This is a genomic window from Salinigranum sp. (genome assembly GCF_041641895.1).
Lineage (GTDB): Archaea > Halobacteriota > Halobacteria > Halobacteriales > Haloferacaceae > Salinigranum.
In genome coordinates, this window is record NZ_JBEPXO010000050.1 from 1 (window position 1) to 19,226 (window position 19,226).

At 69.5% G+C, this 19,226-nt stretch carries 19 protein-coding genes; 12 read left to right on the forward strand and 7 right to left on the reverse strand.

What is annotated here, in order from left to right; translation table 11 throughout:
- A partial coding sequence (locus ACESK5_RS11795) for a PA domain-containing protein (protein ID WP_372911763.1) occupies positions 1-583 on the reverse strand: 583 nt, incomplete at its 3' end.
- A gap of 111 nt (positions 584-694) precedes the next feature.
- Positions 695-1,114, reverse strand: a complete 420-nt coding sequence (locus ACESK5_RS11800; protein WP_372911764.1) for an ester cyclase — start codon at positions 1,112-1,114, stop codon at positions 695-697.
- 277 nt (positions 1,115-1,391) lie between these two features.
- On the opposite strand from ACESK5_RS11800, the gene ACESK5_RS11805 reads away from it, so the two are divergent.
- On the forward strand, positions 1,392-2,243 hold the full coding sequence (locus ACESK5_RS11805; RefSeq protein WP_372911766.1) for a DUF5806 family protein: 852 nt from the start codon (positions 1,392-1,394) through the stop codon (positions 2,241-2,243).
- A 13-nt stretch (positions 2,244-2,256) separates the two neighbouring features.
- Here ACESK5_RS11805 and ACESK5_RS11810 read toward each other — a convergent pair whose 3' ends face one another.
- Positions 2,257-3,057: a helix-turn-helix transcriptional regulator gene (locus ACESK5_RS11810; RefSeq protein ID WP_372911768.1), complete on the reverse strand. Its 801-nt coding sequence runs from the start codon at positions 3,055-3,057 to the stop codon at positions 2,257-2,259.
- A 121-nt stretch (positions 3,058-3,178) separates the two neighbouring features.
- Between ACESK5_RS11810 and ACESK5_RS11815 the strand changes: the two genes are divergently transcribed.
- Positions 3,179-3,619, forward strand: coding sequence for an ester cyclase (locus tag ACESK5_RS11815; RefSeq protein WP_372911769.1), 441 nt, complete (start codon positions 3,179-3,181; stop codon positions 3,617-3,619).
- 16 nt (positions 3,620-3,635) lie between these two features.
- Here ACESK5_RS11815 and ACESK5_RS11820 read toward each other — a convergent pair whose 3' ends face one another.
- Positions 3,636-4,166 carry a hypothetical protein gene (locus ACESK5_RS11820; RefSeq protein ID WP_372911770.1) on the reverse strand — a complete coding sequence of 177 codons (531 nt, stop codon included), beginning with the start codon at positions 4,164-4,166 and terminating at the stop codon, positions 3,636-3,638.
- A 103-nt stretch (positions 4,167-4,269) separates the two neighbouring features.
- Here ACESK5_RS11820 and ACESK5_RS11825 point away from each other — a divergent pair, with 103 nt between their 5' ends.
- The 6 genes from ACESK5_RS11825 to ACESK5_RS11850 all read left to right on the forward strand — a co-directional run bounded on the left by ACESK5_RS11825 (position 4,270) and on the right by ACESK5_RS11850 (position 11,591).
- Complete coding sequence (locus tag ACESK5_RS11825) at positions 4,270-6,738, forward strand: dipeptide ABC transporter ATP-binding protein (protein ID WP_372911787.1); 2,469 nt, start codon at positions 4,270-4,272, stop codon at positions 6,736-6,738.
- A 78-nt stretch (positions 6,739-6,816) separates the two neighbouring features.
- The gene (locus ACESK5_RS11830; RefSeq protein ID WP_372911771.1) at positions 6,817-8,571 is read left to right on the forward strand and encodes an ABC transporter substrate-binding protein; all 1,755 of its coding nucleotides are present in this window, start codon (positions 6,817-6,819) and stop codon (positions 8,569-8,571) included.
- A gap of 47 nt (positions 8,572-8,618) precedes the next feature.
- Positions 8,619-9,662 carry an ABC transporter permease gene (locus tag ACESK5_RS11835; RefSeq protein ID WP_372911772.1) on the forward strand — a complete coding sequence of 348 codons (1,044 nt, stop codon included), beginning with the start codon at positions 8,619-8,621 and terminating at the stop codon, positions 9,660-9,662.
- On the forward strand, positions 9,663-10,601 hold the full coding sequence (locus ACESK5_RS11840) for an ABC transporter permease (protein WP_372911773.1): 939 nt from the start codon (positions 9,663-9,665) through the stop codon (positions 10,599-10,601). It abuts the gene before it with no gap.
- Between the two features lie 10 nt (positions 10,602-10,611).
- Entirely contained in the window at positions 10,612-11,049 is a 438-nt protein-coding gene (locus ACESK5_RS11845) for a hypothetical protein (protein ID WP_372911774.1), read from the forward strand.
- A gap of 131 nt (positions 11,050-11,180) precedes the next feature.
- The gene (locus ACESK5_RS11850; protein WP_372911775.1) at positions 11,181-11,591 is read left to right on the forward strand and encodes a hypothetical protein; all 411 of its coding nucleotides are present in this window, start codon (positions 11,181-11,183) and stop codon (positions 11,589-11,591) included.
- A 136-nt stretch (positions 11,592-11,727) separates the two neighbouring features.
- Here the strand turns inward: ACESK5_RS11850 and ACESK5_RS11855 are convergent, their stop codons facing one another.
- Positions 11,728-13,035: a dihydroorotase gene (locus tag ACESK5_RS11855; RefSeq protein ID WP_372911776.1), complete on the reverse strand. Its 1,308-nt coding sequence runs from the start codon at positions 13,033-13,035 to the stop codon at positions 11,728-11,730.
- Positions 13,036-13,082: 47 nt separating this feature from the next.
- Positions 13,083-13,805 (reverse strand): biotin/lipoate A/B protein ligase family protein, encoded by a 723-nt coding sequence (locus ACESK5_RS11860; protein WP_372911777.1) that lies wholly within the window; start codon positions 13,803-13,805, stop codon positions 13,083-13,085.
- A 287-nt stretch (positions 13,806-14,092) separates the two neighbouring features.
- On the opposite strand from ACESK5_RS11860, the gene ACESK5_RS11865 reads away from it, so the two are divergent.
- Together ACESK5_RS11865 and ACESK5_RS11870 are read left to right on the forward strand one after the other, a co-directional pair.
- Complete coding sequence (locus ACESK5_RS11865) at positions 14,093-15,043, forward strand: hypothetical protein (protein ID WP_372911778.1); 951 nt, start codon at positions 14,093-14,095, stop codon at positions 15,041-15,043.
- A gap of 182 nt (positions 15,044-15,225) precedes the next feature.
- Positions 15,226-15,723: a PaaI family thioesterase gene (locus ACESK5_RS11870; RefSeq protein WP_372911779.1), complete on the forward strand. Its 498-nt coding sequence runs from the start codon at positions 15,226-15,228 to the stop codon at positions 15,721-15,723.
- A gap of 54 nt (positions 15,724-15,777) precedes the next feature.
- On the opposite strand, the gene ACESK5_RS11875 is transcribed toward ACESK5_RS11870, so the two are convergent.
- Entirely contained in the window at positions 15,778-16,356 is a 579-nt protein-coding gene (locus tag ACESK5_RS11875) for a cysteine hydrolase family protein (protein WP_372911780.1), read from the reverse strand.
- 128 nt (positions 16,357-16,484) lie between these two features.
- Between ACESK5_RS11875 and ACESK5_RS11880 the strand changes: the two genes are divergently transcribed.
- A complete protein-coding gene (locus tag ACESK5_RS11880) occupies positions 16,485-17,942 on the forward strand; it encodes an Hvo_1808 family surface protein (protein ID WP_372911781.1) in 1,458 nt (485 codons plus the stop codon).
- 128 nt (positions 17,943-18,070) lie between these two features.
- On the forward strand, positions 18,071-19,225 hold the full coding sequence (locus ACESK5_RS11885; protein WP_372911782.1) for a nicotinate phosphoribosyltransferase: 1,155 nt from the start codon (positions 18,071-18,073) through the stop codon (positions 19,223-19,225).
- Position 19,226: the final 1 nt, after the last annotated feature.

The window sequence follows — 19,226 nt, forward strand, 5'->3', positions numbered from 1 at the left end:
CCGATCTCTTCGAGACGCCGACGGCGGGAATCTCGGCCTCGCCGTCGAACCGGAGGCTCCCGGTCGGTGGCAGTTGGCCGGGGACGTGGTTGGCGAAGACGAAGCCCACCGCTCCCTCGTCGACCGCACAGCCGTACTTCTCCATGCGGTGGACGAACCGGCTCCCGTCGGGCGTGGTGGTGGAGGCGACGGCGACGCGGCCGGAGACGTCGGCGTCGCGAATCTCACGGGGCGTGCCGTCGCCGACGTCGACGAGTGCCGCCTCGACGTCGCCCGCCGGGGAGTACGGGAGGGCGACGCAGTCGAACGACTGCGCCGAGTCGTCGGCCCCTGCCGAGTCGAGGAGTTCGAAACGGCTCCGTCCACGGGTCCACACCGCCGTCGGGAACGGGTCGAGCGAGACGTCGCGGACGCCGCTCCGTTCGAGAGCGCGGGCGACGACCGACGCCGCCTCGCGTTCGCCCGCGGAGCCACCCAGCCGCGAGTCGATGCGAGCGAGGTCGGTCACCAGCGACCAGGGCTCGTCGTCGGCCCACGCCCGGCCGAGGGCCGCGGCGGTCCGGTCGGAGAGGTTCGAGGTCACAGCCGTGTGAGGGGTCCGAGCGTCATATAGGTTGGTCAGCCGCGAGCGTGGCTGACGCTGGGGCGAGCCCAAGGACCGAATCGACCGAGAAAGTGTGCTGGACGGCCCGGCTCAGGCCGGGAGTTCCTGCGGGACGAGCCCGAGCTGTTCGAGGATGCCCAGCATGTCGTAGTACCACCACGCCTCGGTCACCGTGCCGTCGGCGACGGCGTAGACGGTTGCCCCCTGCCACTCGGCCTGTCGTCCGGTGGCTTCGGCGCCAATCGAGAGCGGTCCGTCGTGGGTGCCGGTGGCGACCCACTGCGCGACGAGTTTCGACTCGCCGACGACGACGTCCTGCGTCTCGACCCGGAAGTCCGGGAACCCCTCGCGGACCTCCCTCATCCACTCGGTGAACGCGTCCACTCCCTCGTAGGTCGTCCCCAGCGGGATGTCGTGGACGACGACGTCCTCGGCGAACACCGCTCGGGCCAGCGTCGCGTCACCCTCGTTCCAGATGTCGTTCAGTGTCTCGAAATCGGGAAGCTGCATACTATCTCACCCACCTACTAGTCAATCCAAAGACAGATAATCCCGGAGGCTGGTCCCCACACGCCGGGAACCGTCCCGAACCAGAGACGGTCACTCGGCGCGGTGTTTCGTCCCCTCCGGAGGGAAGCGGTGGCGGTCCGTGCACGCCGCGCCGGCTGTCGACGCGTCCGCGGCCGTTCGCGCGGCACGGCGCGACCCGGCCAGGCGTCCGCTCTCCGGCGGACGGGCGTCTGACGTCCCCGACACGCTTTTCGCCCGGCCACGGGTACGGCGAGGTATGAGCGACGACCCCGCCGACGACCCACGCTCGCGGACGGGCGAGGAGGCCGAGACGGTGGAGCGCGACGAGCGCACGGAGCACGGCGAACGCGACGGAGACGACGGAGACGACCACGCCGCGCGAAGCGGCGCGAGTGCCGGCGGACCCACGACTGGCGGGGAACGGGGAGCGGACGGAGACGAGACGTCGGCCACGGCGGACGGGGACGCCGCCGAGACGGACGGCGCGGACGCCGAATTCGAGACGAGTCCGGACGACGAGAACGAGAACGGGAACGAAGACGAGGCGGACGCCGAGACGGGTCGGAACGCCGACGGCGACGCCGCGGTCGAAGACGACCGGCCGCCGGCGGACGTCCGCAAGTACGAGCGGTTCAAGAAGGTCGACGGCGCGCAGTACGACCGGGTCAACGACTTCCTCAGGGAACGGACGTACATCACCGCCCGCGAGTGGGCCATCGCCCGGCTCTGCGCCGACTTCAGGACCGAGACGGGGGTGGAGATGACGAAGATCGGCGACAACCTCCCCGAACTGGTCCCGTTCATGACCGACACCTACTCGCCGCAGGCGGTCAACCAGGCGCGACACGCCTTCCGCGACAAGGTCAGGAAGTCGGGGGCGACGTTCCTCTACGGCGCGATGTGTGGCTTCTTCACCGCCGAGGAGCTCGACGAACTGATGTACGAGGTGTCCGAAATCGCGAAGTTCCTCCTGGAGGTCGAGGGCGTCGACCTCGCGGTCGCCGAGGAGCTGGAGGCCGAAGAGCGCATCTCCAGCGTGATGCGCGAGGTGCGCGAGGCGAGTTCGGAACTCCGGGCGGAGGACCTCGCCGAGGCGTCCGACGACTAGTCGGCCCCCGCCGTCACGCCACGGGTAGCCCGGTCGTCTCGATGGGGTCCGCCTCGGCACGGAACTCCCGGTAGTACGACTCCGCCCACGAGACCACCGCGGGGTCGTCGCTCTCGAGGAGTCCCTTGACCACGACGTCGTCGCCGTCGTGGTCCGGCCCGCAGAGCCAGATGACGGCCGTGCCGTCGGCGACCTGGAGGTTGACCGGGACGTGCCCGTCGTACACCCACACACGGTCGGCCAGGTCGTGCCAGACACGCGCTCGGTCGGGCTCTCCCCGGAGCGTCTCGACGAACGCGTCCGCGACGATTCCCTCGAAGTCGAGCACCCCAGCGACGACCCGGTCGCGGACGACCGCCATGTACCGCGGGAAGGAGTTCTGGGTGAGGCTCCGGTACTCATCGGCCGCCTCCAGGACGGCCAGTCCCCGGTCGAACGGCGCGGCCGGGTTGTCGTCGGTCGGGTAGGTAAGTTCGGCGTCCCGGAGGTGACGGTAGTCGAGGGCACGGACGGGGTCGGGCAGCCACCGCAGGGCGGGGCCGAGGTGCTGCATCCCCGCCGTCGTCTCGAGGTACGTGCGGAACGCCGACAGCCGCGCCTCGCCCTCCGGGGTCGTCCAGTATCGACTCCCCTCCGAGTCGACCCAGTCGCGCTCGGCGGCCTCGTCGAGAGCGCGGGCGACCGTCGACCGCGCCACGCCCGTCCGCGCTTCGACCTCGCGTCGCGTCGTGGCGCCGTCCGAGAGCGCCTCGAGGACGCGGACACGGTTCGCTGAGGACGCCAGAAACCGGAGCTCTGCGAGCGCGTCGTCCATGCTACCAGTTAGCACACGAGGGGAGAAAAAACCGCCCCGGACCGACGACCGCGTCCACGCCGTGGGAAGCCTCCCACGGGGTAACGCTACACGACAACGGACCGAACCGCTACGCGGAGCCATGTCAGACCGAACGAGAGACGCGGAGCGACCGACGACGAACGCCGAGTGCGTGGCGCGCGCCTACGTCGAGACGTGGAACGAACAGGCGTACGAGCGAATCCCCGACCTCGTCTCGGAGTCGTTCGTCCACGTCGACCCTGATGGCGAGGAGTTCCACGGCCGCGAGGGGCTGGAGGGGTTCATGCGTGCGGTCGAGGTCGGCTTCTCCGACTTCCACGTCGACGTCACGGAACTGCTCGCCGACGCCGGCGTGGTGATGTACCGGGGCGTATTGCGGATGACACACGACGGGGAGTTTCAGGGCGTGCCGCCGACGGGAGAGCGGTTCGAAATCCCGGAGATGGCCACCGTCCGGGTGGTCGACGGCGTCGTCAGCGAGCATCGGGTGTACTACGACAAGGGGGCGGTCCAGAACCGGTTAGCGTCCGCGGAGGCCTGACCCGGCCTCCGAGCGGTCACTCCCCCGCCGTCTCGGACAGGATCAACTCGGGCGCTTCCTGCGTGAACACCACGCGGCGGTCGTCGGCGAGCGGCCGGACGTACAGGTCGAGCGAGCCACGCTCTCGGGCACGGCGCGTCATCTCCCGGGCGTCCGCCGCACGGTAGTAGAGCGGGACCAGCACGGCGCGCCCGTCCGCCGTCGCCTCGATGGCGACGACAGCGAAGACGACGCTGCCGGCCTGTGCGCGGTACGCCTCGTAGCTGTCGAACGTCGCGTCCGCCGCCGCCGACTCGACCGCCTCGAACTCGTTGTCGGGGACGAGCACGTCCAGGCCGACCCGGTCGTCGTCGAGCGCGTCCCCCCCGCGGGCCGGCGGGAGCGGCGTGACGTCGCCGGGGTGGAGTTCGACCACCTCCCACCCCTGCTCGCGGTACTCCGTCGCAGTCGCCTCCATGTCGTCGATGACCGCCTCCCAGCGGTCGACGATGCCGGCGAGTGGGTGGTCCTCCCCGCCACCGGCGTCCGTCGGGCCACGTTCGTCCATGCCTCCGGGTTCGTGGGTCCGTCGGAAAAGCGCGTTCGTTTCCACGTCTCGGAGCGGGTCAAAAGCTATTTCCGGCGGAGGTAGGGACATGGAAGGTAGACATATGCTCCCCGTACTCTCACTGTCGGACCTCCGGACGCAGTTCTCGACGGAGCGGGGCCAGGTCAAGGCCGTCGAGGGCGTCTCGCTCGACATCGGGGAGGGCGAGACCGTCGGACTGGTCGGCGAGTCGGGAAGCGGGAAGAGCGTGACCGCCCTCTCGGCGATGCGTCTCGTCGACGACCCCGGCCGCATCGTCGACGGCGAGGTGACGCTGCGCTCGTCGTCGCTCGCGGAGACGTTCCGGGAGCGGTACACGAACCCCGGGTTCGTCGACGGCGACCACGTCGACCTCACGGCCGCTCCCGAAGAGGCCCTCCGTTCCGTCCGCGGCGGCGAGATGAGCATGATCTTCCAGGACCCGATGACCTCGCTGAACCCGGCGCTCACCGTCGGCGAACAGGTCGCGGAGTCCCTCCGCCTCCACCAGTACGGCGGCCGGAAGAAGGACACCTGGCTCAACGCCGTCCGCGAAATCCTCCCCCGTATGGGCTCGGACATCGACCAAGCGGTCGTCGACCGGACCGTGGACGTCCTCTCGGAGGTGGGAATCCCCGAACCGACCGCCAGAGTGGACGAGTACCCACACGAGTTCTCCGGCGGGATGCGTCAGCGCGTCCTCATCGCCATCGCGCTGGCGTGTCGGCCGAACATCCTGGTGGCGGACGAACCGACGACGGCGCTCGACGTCACCATCCAGGCGCAGATTCTCGACCTCATCAACGACCTCCAAGAGGAGTTGGGAATGTCCGTCCTCTTCATCACCCACGACCTCGGCGTCGTCGCCGAGACGTGCGACAGGGTCGCCGTGATGTACGCCGGCGAAATCGTCGAGGAGGGGCCCGTCGACGAGATATTCTCGAACCCCTCTCACCCCTACACCTACGCCCTCCTCCAGTCGATTCCGACCGAGGACCGCGACCGACTCACCCCCATCGAAGGGAACGTGCCGGACCTCATCGACATGCCCGACGGCTGTCACTTCGCGCCGCGGTGTCCGTGGGCGATGGAGGAGTGCCGCGAGGGGGAGATTCCCCACCTCCAGCACGGGGGCGCGGACGTCGACCACTGCGCGAAGTGCGTCATGGAGGAGTTCGACGAGAGCGAGTACGGGGCCGGGAGCGACCTCACCTCCGAGCGGACCCGGCAGGTGGGCGAGCCGATGCTCGAGGTGCAGAACCTGAAGAAGCACTTCTCGCGCGCGGACGGACTACTCGACGAGTGGCTCGGCCTCGAGAAGCAGAACGTCAAGGCCGTCGACGGCGTCGACCTCACCGTCTACGAGGGTGAGACGCTCGGCCTGGTCGGCGAGTCGGGGTGTGGGAAGTCGACGACCGGCCGGACCATCCTCCGACTCCTCGAGGCGACTGAGGGGCGAGTGCTGTTCACCGGCGAGGACCTGACCACGCTGTCGAAAGCGGAACTGCGCGCGCGACGGCGCGACCTCCAGATGATATTCCAGGACCCGATGTCGTCGCTCGACCCGCGCATGACCGTCGAGGGCATCGTCGCCGAACCGCTCGTCATCCACGACCTGCCGGAGGAGGAGTCGGAGTCGTCGCGGCGGCGACAGCGACGAGAGCGCGTGACCGAGTTGCTGGAGGCCGTCGGCCTCGACCCCGACCAGCGCGACCGGTACCCGCACGAACTGTCGGGCGGGCAGCGCCAGCGCGTCGGTATCGCCCGGGCGCTCGCGGTCGACCCCGACTTCATCGTCTGTGACGAACCGGTGTCTGCGCTCGACGTCTCGGTGCAGGCGCAGATCCTCAACCTCCTCGAGGACCTCCAGGAGGAGTTCGGCCTCACGTTCCTCTTCATCGCCCACGACCTGAGCGTGGTGCGACACATCTGCGACCGCATCGCCGTGATGTACCTCGGCGAGGTGGTCGAGACGGCACCCACGGGCGAACTGTTCGCGGAGCCACGCCACCCGTACACGCAGGCGCTCCTGTCGGCGATTCCGGTACCCGACCCGACGGTGGACACCGACCGGGTCATCCTGGAGGGCGACGTTCCCTCCCCCATCGACCCACCCTCGGGCTGTCACTTCCGCACCCGATGTCCGCAGGTCATCCCACCTGACGACGTCGACATCGACCAGGACGTGTACCGCGACGTCATGACGCTCCGTGAGCGCGTCGCCGACGAGGCAATCGACGTCGACGCCGCCCGCGACGCGGTCGCGTCGGGCGACGCCACGGACGGGGACGGGGCCGTCGTCGACGTACTCCGCGACCGGTACGTCGACGGTCGTCTCACCGGTGCGAACCGCGACGTCGTCGACAGCGCACTCGAAGCGGTCGTCGCCGGCGACTTCGACACGGCGGGAGAGCGCCTCAGAGAGCGCTTCGAGAGCGTCTGCGAGCGTCGGGAACCGACCCTCGGGGACGAGGCCCACCCCGCGGCCTGTCACCTCTACGAGGGGAAGGCGACCACCCTGGCAGAGCCGATGCCGACGTCCGACGGAGAGTAGCGCCGTCTAGTAATTCTCAGCCCCGGTTCCGGCTGACAAACACAAGACTTTTACTGCGAAATATTAGCACATATGACTATGCCCCGCAACGTAGATCGACGTACTTTCCTCAAGACCGCCGGCAGCGCCGGACTCGCGGCGACGCTCGCCGGCTGTTCGGGCGGCGACGGGAGCGGTCCCACCGAGGGCGGCAGCGGCGGCGGCGACGGCACCAGCACCTCGGGCGGGACCGGCGACGGTGAGGACACCGAGAGCGGCGGTGGCGGGGGCGACATGAGCGGCACGCTCGTGTACGCCCGCGGCGACCACCCCACCAACTACGACCCCCAGCAGACGACGAGCGGGGAAGTGGCGAAGGTGACGAACCAGGTCTTCGACCAGCTCGTCGGCTTCACGCCGGGGAGCGGTGGACAGCTCCGCGAGGGGCTCGCCACCGAGTACTCGCTCGAGGGGACGACGGCGACGCTCACCCTGCGAGAGGGCGTGACGTTCCACAACGGCGCGGAGTTCACCGCCGAGGACGTCCGCGCGACAATCCGTCGCTTCACCGACTCTGACTACGAGTACTACCTCGGCGACTCGAACCGCTCGGGCTACGGCCCGTTCACGTTCGGCAACTGGGTCGACAGCGTCGACGCCTCCAGCGACTACGAGGTGACCATCGAACTCACCCAGCAGTACGCGCCGTTCCTGCGGAACCTGGCGATGTTCGCCGCGGCCATCCTCTCGAAGCAACAGATCGAGTCGCTCGACGACCAGGTGGCGCTCGGGACGAACCCGCAGGGGACGGGCGCGTTCACCTTCGAACAGCTCGACAACGGGAACCAGCGCGTCCTCCTCGGAGGGAACGGCGACTACTGGGGCGACGGGCCGAACGTCGAACAGGTCGTCTTCAAGACCATCGGTCAGAACTCCACCCGGGTCCAGGACGTCATCAACGGCAACTCCCACATCACCGACAACCTCGATTCGCAGTCGTCACAGCAGCTCGAGAGTGCCGGGTCGGCGCGGCTCGCCTCGAAGAACGGCATCAACGTCGGCTACATGGCGATGAACATGGCGCGTCGCGAGGAGTTCCGGAACCGACAGGTCCGGCGAGCCGTCTCGCTGGCGGTCAACACCCAAGCCATCGTCGACAGCATCTACCAGGGCTTCGCGAGCGTCGCCGACCAGCCGCTCCCGCCGGACGTCCTCGGTCACAACGAGGACCTCGAGCCGTACCCGACTGACAAGGAGCAGGCCCAGTCGCTCCTCGAAGAGGCCGGCTACGGCGACGGCTTCGAGTTCGAACTCGCGACGTTCTCCAACCCGCGCGGCTACAACCCCAGCCCGGTCGAGACGGCGAACCAGGTCAAGTCCGACCTCGAGGAAATCGGCCTCTCGGTGAGCATCAACCAGTTCTCGACGTTCTCGTCGTACCTCGACTACACCGACCAGGGGAAGCACGACGCGTGTTTCCTCGGCTGGTACACCGACAACGCCGACCCGGACAACTTCCTGTACGTCCTGCTGGACCCGAAGGTGTCGATGGACGCCGTCCCCGAGGAGCAGGACTGGGTCAGCTTCGACACGGAGGGGTACAGCCCCCTGAACGTCGCCGCGTGGGCCAACACCGAGTTCATGTCCAAGGTGCGAGAGGCCCAGCAGAGCTACGACGAGGCCACCCGCGAACAGCTCTACAAGGAGGCGAACCAGATCGCACACGACGAAGCACCGTGGGTGTTCCTCGACTACGCGCAGACGCTCCGCGGCGTCAACCAGGCGGTCGTCGAGGACAGTTACACCGTCAGCTCAGTCGGTGGGCCGTTCCTGAACACGGTACAGCTCCAGTAACCACGAGACAGAAGCCTTAATCAGGCGCCTTCCACACCACTCGTCGTATGGTCTCGAAACGGTTTCTCGTCAAACGCCTCCTCCTCCTCGTGCCGGTGCTGTTCGGCGTGGCGACACTGGTGTTCGCGATTCTCCAGCTCGCCCCGGGCGACCCGGCGCGGGTCATCGTCGGACAGCGGGCCTCGGCCGAGCAGGTCGCACAGGTTCGCGCCGAGCTCGGGCTGAACGACCCGCTGTGGGTCCAGTACGTCCGGTTCCTCGGCGACGCGGCGACGTTCGACTTCGGCCAGTCGTACAAAATCTCGCAGGGGACGCCCGTCAGGCAGGTGCTCGTCGACCGGCTTCCCGTCACCATCGAACTCGCCATCTACGGCCAGATTGCCGGCATCCTCCTCGGCATCCCGCTGGGCGTCATCTCGGCGGTGAAGCAGGACTCGCTGACCGACCACCTCACCCGCGTCGGTGCGCTGACCGGCATCTCGGTCCCCATCTTCTGGTCCGGACCGCTCCTCATCCTGCTGTTCTCGACCTACCTCGGCATCCTGCCGACGAGTGGCCGTATCGGGTCGACCATCTTCCTCGCCGACCAGTGGACGTTCATGGGCCGCGAACTCCCCCTGACGGGGATGGTCACCATCGACACGCTCCTCCTGGGCCGGGTGGACGCGTTCGTCTCGGCGGTCCGGCACCTCCTCTTGCCCATCGTCGTCCTCGGCGTCTACCAGATGGCGCTGCTGTCGCGGATGATGCGCTCGTCGATGCTCGAAGTCGTCCGCCAGGACTACATGCGGACGGCACGCGCGAAGGGCCAGGGGGCGAAGATAACCGTGATGAAACACGGCTTCCAGAACGCGCTCATCCCCGTCGTGACCGTCATCGGCATCCAGTTCGGGACCCTCCTGGGCGGGGCGGTCCTGACGGAGACCATCTTCGGCATCGGCGGAATCGGCACGATGCTCGTCAGTGCCATCGGTGCCTCGGACTACCCGCTTGTCCAGGGGACCGTCCTCACGTTCGCGCTGCTGTTCACGCTCGTGAACTTCGGCGTCGACCTCACCTACAGCTACCTCGACCCACGGATCAACCAATAGATGGCAACCGAAACGCAGACCACGACCGACGACACGCGCGGCTTCGTCGACCGGCTACTGGCGTCGCCGTTCGTCTCGAACCTGCTCTCGAACCGACTGGCAGTCGTCGGCCTCAGCATCATCTTCGGGATGCTCGTCGTCGCCGTCGTCGCCCGGGTGACCCTAGACGTGAACGCGCTCGCCTCCTCGCGACTCGGGACCGGTATCCCCGACCGCCACCCACCGGGGTGGGCCGGGCCGGCCGCGTGGAACCAGTACCTCTTCGGGACCGACGTCGCCGCCCGCGACATCTTCAGGCGGACGATGTACGGGGCGTGGCTCGCGATGAAGTTCGGCACCATCGCCGTCGGCGCGTCGACGGCACTCGGCGTCGGACTCGGCATCGTCGCCGCGTACTACGGCGACGTGACGGACAACGTCATCATGCGGACGATGGACATGCTGCTCGCCTTCCCCTCCCTGCTCCTGGCGCTCGCGCTCGTCGCCATCTTCGGGGCGGGACTGTGGAAGGCGGTGCTCGCTCTGACTCTCGTCTACACCCCCCGGTTCGCCCGCGTCGTGCGGGGTGCCGCGCTCAAGGTGATGGAAGACGAGTACATCGACGCGACGGTGGCGCTCGGCGCGAAGGACCCCCGGGTGCTGGTCCGACACGTGCTGCCGAACTGCATCGCACCCATCACCGTCCAGTCCACCCTCAACTTCGGCCTCGCCATCATCGACCTCGCCGCGCTCTCGTTCTTGGGCTTCGGCGCCCAGGCCGGCGCGCCGTCGTGGGGGCTGATGCTCTCGCGCGGCGTCGAGAACGGCCTCCTCACGGGCAAGTGGTGGATGTCGTTCTTCCCGGGGCTGTTCCTCGCCATCACGGTGCTGGGGTTCAACCTCCTCGGCGACGGGATGCGCGACGCGCTCGACCCGCGGATGCGCGAAGCCGTCGACTGACGGCGTCCACATGGCCCCCTCTGCTTCACGCTCCGGGTCCGGACCCGGTTCCGATTCCGGTTCCGGACCACACGCCACCGACACCACCGACGCGTACCACGAGCCGTCGCCGTCGCTCGCGGAGCGTGCTCGTCTCGTCGGCACGGCACTGCTCGCCGGGGCCGGTGTCGGTGTCGGCGGTGTCGGCGGCGGCACGCTCGTGGCCGACGTCGCCACCGCTGCCGACGCGGTCTTCCTCGTCGGGACAGTCGCGTTCGGGTTCGGGCTGCTTGGCTGGGCAGGGTCTGCCCTCGCCGGCCCCGGCCTCGAAGCGATGCAGGCACACCTCGAGACGGCGGGTGGATGGACTGAGGCCGACTCCAGACGGGCGATGGCCCGCATCGGTGGGTTCGGCGCGGGCCTGATGCTCACGGCGGTGCTGCTCGGGACGGCGTTCGGCTACACGTGAGTCGAGCGAGTGGAAACGACCGGTCCGAGTGACGGAACGTCAGCCACGTGGTGAAAAACAGCTATCATTTTTCGGGTCGATACTCCCGGTCGTCGCACGAGCGCGACCCGACACTCGAAGGAGAGACAAGCATGACCGACCTGACGCGCCGAGAGGCGCTGCGAGCGGGAGGAATCGGGGTGGGGGGGCTCGCCCTCGGTGGGGCGGTGAGTGGAACCGCAGTTGCCGACCACGGCGCCACCGGCGGGACGATGCTCCTGTTGAGCGAGCCGGCGCTGAGAGTACCGTTCACGGCGGAGCCGTCGTTCGAGTTCGACTTCCCCGCGAGCTGTTTCGCATCCGAGTCCGAACTCAAAGTGTTCCGGGAACTCGTAGTCGAGTACGAGACGGGGACGGAGACGCTGGCGGCCATCCGGACGAACAGGAGACACGTCGCCGCGGACGGCGAGACCGAGTACGAGTTCACCTCGTCGCAGGTGTGCCGGGATTCGGCCAGTCCGACGGGAGCGACCATCTGGAAGGCGTCGTTCAAGCCAGCCTGAACACGGCCGATCGGGTGCCCGACGCCGGCGTGGGTCGGTGAGCGAACACCGATACTCTCGCTGTGACCGTATCGGCAGGGTGCGCGACGAGGGCCGTCGCGGTCCCGAGGCGGAGACGAGGCGTCGCACCGAACAGTTACCGCCGGACGTTCTCACCGGCCGGCGTGCCGAACCGTTCCTCCGCACCGACGCGTTCGTAGACCACCCGCCCGCGCACGAGCGTCAGGTCGGGGAAGACGCCCTGGCGGCCCTCGAACGGCGTCCAGCCACACTTCGAGTGGAGGTCGTCGCCTCGAATCTCGCGGGGGGTGTCGGGGTCGACGAGCACGACGTCGGCGTCGGCCCCCGTCTCGATGCGCCCCTTCCGCGGGAGGTCGAACACGGCGGCAGGATTCGCGGACACGAGGTCACGGACGCGCGCGTAGGTGAGTTCGTCGCGCCGGGCGAGGTCGAGCAACAGCGGGAGCATCGTCTCGACGCCCGGGACGCCGCTCGGCGCGTCCCACAGCCCCCGTTCCTTCTCTTCGACCGTGTGGGGGGCGTGGTCGGTCGCGACCACGTCCACGGTCCCGTCGACGACGCGTTCGAAGACGGCCTGTCGGCGCGCTTCGCTCCGCAGGGGTGGGTTCATCCGGCCGTACGTTCCGAGCTCACTCAGGTCGTCGCGGGAGAGGAGGATGTGGTGCGGCGACACCTCACAGGTGGCACCGGCGGCCGTCGCGGCGTCGATGCCTTCGGGAGTGGAGGTGTGGGCGATGTGGACCTGCGCGTCCGCGCCACTCGCCACCTCCACGGCGCGTTCGACCGCCCGTGCCTCCGCCGCCGCGGTCCGGAAGGCGCTCCAGCGGTCGGCGTCGGCGTCGCACCCGATCCCGTCGGCGTCGCCCGCCCGCACCGACTGGTCGAACAGCGACGCGTCCTCGGCGTGGACGGTGACGGGAACGCCCGCCGCGGCGGCGCGTTCGACCGCGTCCGCGAACAGGTCGGCGTCGATGCCCATGTCGCCCGTCGAGTCCGCGAGGAACACCTCACCGAGAGCGAACAGCGGTGCCGCAAAGAGCGAGTCGGGGTCCCACGCCTCGGTGACGCCGCCGTTGATGCCGTAGTCGACGAGGGAGTCGGCGGCGAGTGTCGCCTTCTCCGCGAACGCCTCGCCCGTCACCGTCGGGGGGTCCGTGTTCGGCTGGTCGACCACCGTGGTGACGCCGCCGGCGGCCGCGCTCCGTGACCCGGTGGCCCACGTCTCCTTGTGCGGGTAGCCCGGCTGTCGAAAGTGGACGTGGACGTCGATGGCACCCGGCAGCAACAGGCGGCCGTCGGCGTCGACCACGTCGTCCCCGTCTTCGTCGAGCGATCCCGCCGCCGCAACGTCTGCGATGCGTTCGCTCTCGATGCGGACGTCCCGTCGACGGCCGCCGGCGAGTCTCGCGTCCCGGATGAGCATACCACTCGTCGCCAGCGCGGTGTCCTAAAGGCCGTGGTCTCGGCCGTTCACGCGTCCGTCGGGTCGGGGAGCGACACGTCGTCGACCGACACGACTTCGACGCCCGCGTCCTCCGGCCCGCCGAGGAACGCGCGTTCGAGCGCTCGACACACCTGCCCGGGGGCCTCCGGCCCGCCGGCGGCCGCGAGGGTGCCGACGGACGCCGGGTCGAACGAGATGCCAAGTGTGTCGTACACCGGGGTGAGGATGTCGACGAGGTCCGCCCGCCCGTCGACGAGGACGCATCCGGCGACGAGTGCGGCGTTCGACTGGACGCGCTGGGCGATTCCCGACACCTTCCCGCCGTCTCGGAGGCGGACCGAGTGTTCGCCCGGGCAGAAGGAGGCGGCGGGTTCGCCGCGAACGGCGTCGACCCCGAGGTCGTGGAGGGCGACGAGGACGCCGTCGACGCCCGCCTCGTACCGCCCGGAGAGGCCGCGTCGGGGGTCGTCGAGGGGGAGCGCGTGAGCGAAGGCGACCGTCGACCCCGTGTAGGCGACGGCACGGCCCCCGACGCTCCGCTCGACGACCGTGTACCCTCTGTCGCGGGCGGCCCGACGCACCCGATCGTAGCCGTCCGCGTGAGTGTCCCGGCGGCCGAACGCGACCTGTCGGTGGGGCGTCCACGCGCGGAACGCCTCCACTCCGGTGTCGCCCGCACGGGACAGCATCGCCGCCGTCGCGGCGCGGTCTTCCTCGGGGGTGGCGGCGCGGCCACGGACGAGTCGCATACGCTCCGGGAGGGAGTGGAGGCACCTAACGGTGTCTCTGTGAACCCGACGCGGGCGAACGCTCGGGACGTGCTGCCGGCAGGGGGCGAACAGGCGGCACACGCTCTCGCGCGGGGCGTCGTGCCGCACAACCGCGAACGCCCCGTGGTGACGCTCAGCGCATACCCACGGTGGCCGCGGACTCGTATTTGAAACCACGCCGCCTCTTGCGGCACGTTCGCCGGGGAGACGAGGTCCGAAGCGGTGCGAGCCGATGCACTCATACGGGTCTCGTCCCTGGAGCGGGTATGACAGTCGAGTCGGGGTGGGGCCGTGGGGTCACGCTCCCTGCGGAATCGCTCGACCCGTTCCGTCGCCTCTCCCTGTACAACTCGCCGTACCCGGCACACGACGAGGGCTGTGCGATCGACCTCTACCCCGACTCGAACGACGGCATCTCCCCGGTGAGCGGGGTGGTCCGGGCGACGCGGACGGTCCGAACGCCGCAGAAGTCTTACGCCGTCGAACACGACCACCTCGTCCTCGTGGACTGCGACGCCGCGTGGTGTGCGTCCGCTGGCCTCGACGCGCCCGTCGTCGCGCGCGTCCTCCACATCGAACCGGGAGTCGAACCGGGTGACCGGGTGGCGGTCGGCGACTCGCTGGGCGAGATGGTCCGCTCGGGCTTCTTCGCCCCGTGGGTCGACAACCACGTCCACCTCGGGTTCCGGAAGGCGGACCAGAATCTCCAGCGCGCGTCGGGGTCGCTCCCGGTGTCACTCCCGTCCGCGCCGACGCCACTCGCGTGGGACGGGAGGGGGACCGTCGTCGAGACGGGCGAGACGTTCGTCGTCCTGGACCGACCGCTCCACCCGGGCGACGGGGACTGGTGTGGACTCGCGGCCTGCGGCGGGAGCGACGGGGCGGGCGACGACGGTAAAGTCCGGAGAGCTGACGGACCGGCCGAGAGCGTCGTCGGTGTCCTCGACGGCGGGATGCCCCACTACGACGGCGGGGGAGTCCTCGCGGAGTCCGGAGCGATCGACAGCGGTCCCGTCTCGTTCCTGGGACAGGTAGTCGGCGAGCGTCGGTCGCGCGACGTCTCCTGGCGACCGTTCGGCGTGCGGGCGAACGGGAGCGCAGTGACCGGCCTCTCGCTGTTCTGTGCGCGCGCCGGGCCGGTCGGGGTCAAAATCGTCTGCCCGGGTCACGAGTTCGAGCGCGGGGAGCGGGTCACGGTGACCATCGCGCCCGAGTGAGACGGGACTCGCGGGTGGCTCCGAACCGGCCGAGAGACACGTGCGGTGAACGGCCGACGCGTCTCCCACGATGCGCCGCAGGGATGCGCTCGTCCTGCTCGGGTCGGCCGCGTCCACCCTCACCGGGTGCGTCGGGTGGGGGAGACCGACGGCTACAAACGCGCCCCGGCGAAAACACGGCCGTGACGAGTGACGCTGTCCCACCGGGAGTCACCGACCTGTTCGAGGAGTACATCGAGGAGCACCACGGCTACCTCTCGTGGCTCGGCACGCGCGTCGACCGGGTCGAGTACGGCCGGGTCGTCATGTCGATTCCGTTCGACGAGAAGTTGACGAACGACGTCCCCACCGAGGACGGAGGGACCTCCGGGACGCCGCAGGTGCACGGCGGAGTGGCCGCGACGCTCGTCGACACGGCCGGCGCGATCGCGCAGTGGACCCTGTTCGACGACCCCCTCGCCGGCGGCCTCGCTACGGTGAACCTCAACGTGAACTACCTCCGGCCGGCCTCGGGCGACCTGACGGCGACGGCGGAGGTTGTGCGAGCGGGTGGGACCATCGGCGTCTCGACGGTGACCGTCGAAGGCCCCACGGCCGACGGCGAGGACAGCCACGCAGTCGCGACCGGACAGGTGGCGTATCGGCTCTTCAGAGACGAAACTGGTGCCGAGGGCGACTGAGCCGGGGCCGTCCGGGTCGCACCCCCGGCCGCCCTCTCGCGCTCGCGCGCTGTCTCAGTCGAACGCCACCGCGTCGAGGGTCGTCGTCTCGCCGAACAGCCAGTCGGCGTGGTCGAGCGCGTACTCTCGGTGGTCCTCTTCGAGGTAGCCGACGGCGTCGCGGACGAGCACCGGCTTGAAGTCGCGCAGGCCGGCACTGCCGGCCGTGTGGAGGACACAGACGTTCGCGAGCGTCCCGCAGACGAGCAGGTCGTCGACACCGTGCGCGCGGAGCCACCCCTCTAGCTGGGTCCGGTAGAACGCGTCGTAGGTGTGTTTCTCGACGACGAGGTCCGCCTCGCGGACGTCGAGGTCCTCGACCAGTTCGGCGTCCCACGTCCCCTCGACGACGTGTTCACCCCATCGGTCGAACTCGTCGTAGTAGTGGGCGTCGTCGAACTGGTCGGGCGGGTGGACGTCGCGGGTGTAGACGACGCGTGCGCCCGCCTCTCGGGCGCGGGAGACGAGGTCGGTCACCGGGTCGATGGCGTCACCGCTCGGCGGCGCGTATAGGCTCCCGTCGGGGTGACAGAAGCCGTTCTGCATGTCGACGACGACGACGGCCGTTCGGGCGGGGGCGAAGGTGTTGGACATGGGTGAACGTACGGCCGTCGACGGTAAATGCGCGGCGGCGAGGGCGACGGGAGGAACGGCGGCGCCGCTCGACGCGTGGGCGACACGTACCTGCCAAGGTTCTTCACCGTCGGCCCCCTGGTCCGGGTATGAGACGGCTGCAGGCCTCGTCCCTTCTCGTCGTCGCCCTCGTGGTGCTCGCGGGCTGTGCGGCCCCCTTCGCGGACGGGCCGCTACCGGCCGACGCGGGAGCCGGCGACGCCGGGGACGAGCAGGCGGACGCGAACGGAGCGGACGGGTTCGACTTCGCCGACCCCGCCAGCGACAGACTCGGCTGGGAGTCCGGCTACTGGTACAACGAGTCCATCGACGTCAACCAGTCCGACGGCCTCTCCGACGCGGAACTGGACGCGTTCGTCGGGCGGTCGATGGCGCGCGTCGAGTACATTCGCGGGCTCGAGTTCGAGTCGGAAGTCCCCGTCGAGGTCATCGCCCGCTCGGAGTACCGAAACGGGTCCGCGGAGGTAGCGACGCCCGCCGAGAGCGACTTCTCCGCCTGGAACAACCAGGTGTGGGAGGCGCTGTTCATCGCGGGTGAGGACACGAACGTCCAGCAGGCGCTGTCGGACACACAGGGCAGTTCCGTCGTCGGCTTCTACGCGCCCAGCGACGACGAGATAAAGGTCATCACTGAGACGCCCGACTCTCCCGTATTGCGGAACTCGACGCTCGTCCACGAGCTCGTCCACGCCGCCCAGGACCAGCAGTTCGACCTGACCCGGGAGCGCTACCGCGGCGAGACGCAGGACGGTGACCTCGCCATCGACGGACTCGTCGAGGGCGACGCGAACTACGTCGAGAGCGAGTACGCCCAGCGGTGTGCGAGCGGCGAGTGGGAGTGCGTGTCGACGCCCTCACAGCGCGGCGGGTCGGACGGGCCGCCGCCGAACCTCGGCATCCTCCTCACCGTGTTCCAGCCGTACTCGGACGGCCCGGTGTACGTCTCGTGGCTGAAAGAGGACGGCGGGTGGGAGGCGGTCAACGACGCGTTCGACTCGCCGCCGGTGTCGACGGAACAGGTCATCCACGCCACCGACGAGGAACCGGTCCCCATCGAGTTCCGTGACCGCGCGCGGAACGGCTGGGAACTGTATCCCGACCAGGGCGTCGACGGCTCCGACACGGTCGGGGAGGCCTCCATCTTCGCGATGTTCTGGTCGCAGGCGCGGTCGGGCGCCGAGACCATCAACCCCCGGGGGCTGTTCGAGACAGACAGTCCCTACGACACGTACAACTACGCCGCCGACCCGTCCGCGGGGTGGGCGAACGACCGGGTCTTCCCGTACCACAAGGGGTCGGGAGCCGACGCCGAGTACGGGTACGTCTGGGTGACCGAGTGGGACACCGAACAGGACGCCCGGGAGTTCCTCGAGGCGTACCGCGCCATCCTCCGCGCACAGGGCGGGAGCCAGCAGGCGACGGACGTCTGGGTCGTCTCCGAGGGGCCGTACGCCGACGCGTTCCGGGTGACCCGACAGGGCACACGAGTCGTCGTCGTGAACGCGCCGACGGCCGAGGACCTCGAGGACGTCCGGCCGCGAGGGTGACCCGCGTCCGGCGCGCCTCGGGTTCCGGTCGCTCGACTGCGACGGCCTGCGCGAGACCGAAGACGATTCCTCTTCGAATCGGGCGACCGAACGAGTGAACTTTTCACGCCCCGAGAGCAACCAAGCGTATGACCGACTTCGACATCGTGAGCCCCGAGGCCATCGCCGAGGGGCGAGCGACCGACGCGTACTTCGAGCGGACCGAGGAGACGCTCGAAGCCGCCGGACGCAACCCGCACGTCGTCGCGGAGGTGACGGCGGACCAGTTCTCGCGGGACGAGTACGAACTCCTCGCCGGCGTGAACGACGCGGCGCATCTCCTCACGGGACTCCCCGTCGACGTCGACGCCGTCCCGGAGGGGCGACTGTTCGACGGGGGGCCGGTGATGCGCATCTCGGGGCGGTACCTCGAATTCGCGCGGTACGAGACCGCCCTCCTCGGCTTTCTGAGCCACGCCAGCGGCGTCGCCACCGCGGCGCTCGACGTCCGGACCGCCGCCCCCGACTCGCTCGTGCTCTCGTTCGGCGCGCGACACGTGCATCCGTCCATCGCGGCGATGGTCGAACGGAGCGCGCTCGTCGCCGGCCTCGACGGCTTCTCACACGTCGCCGCCGGCGACGTCCTGGGCAGGAAGGCGTCGGGGACGATGCCCCACGCGCTCGTCATCTGTTTCGGTCCCGGTGAGCAGGAGTCGGCGTGGCGAGCGTTCGACGAGACGGTCGACGAGTCGGTCCCCAGAGTCGCGCTGTGTGACACCTACAGCGACGAGGTGGACGAGGTGCTTCGGGCGGCCGAGAGCATGTCCCGCCTCGACAGCGTCCGCCTCGACACCACCGCCTCGCGGCGGGGCGACTTCCGGCACATCCTCCGGGAGGTCCGGTGGGCGCTCGACAGCGAGGGGTACGAAGACGTCGAGATATTCGCCAGCGGCGGCCTCGGGCCCACAGACCTCCGGGAACTCCGGGACGTCGCGGACGGTTTCGGCGTGGGCGGCTACGTCTCGAACGCCGACCCCGTCGACTTCGCGCTCGACATCGTCGAGGTGGCGGGCGTCGCGGGCGCGAAGCGCGGGAAACTCGGCGGCGTGAAGGAGGTGTACCGGACCCGAGACGGGAGACACGAGATTCGCCGGGGCAACGACCCGCCACCCGAGGACGGCGAGGCGCTGCTGGAACCGCTCCTCCGGGACGGCGAGCTCGTCGACGGCGTCGACACGAGCCTCGACGCGGCGGCCGCACGGGCCGAGGCCGACGCGGCCCTGTGTGGGTACGGCGAGGAGTGAG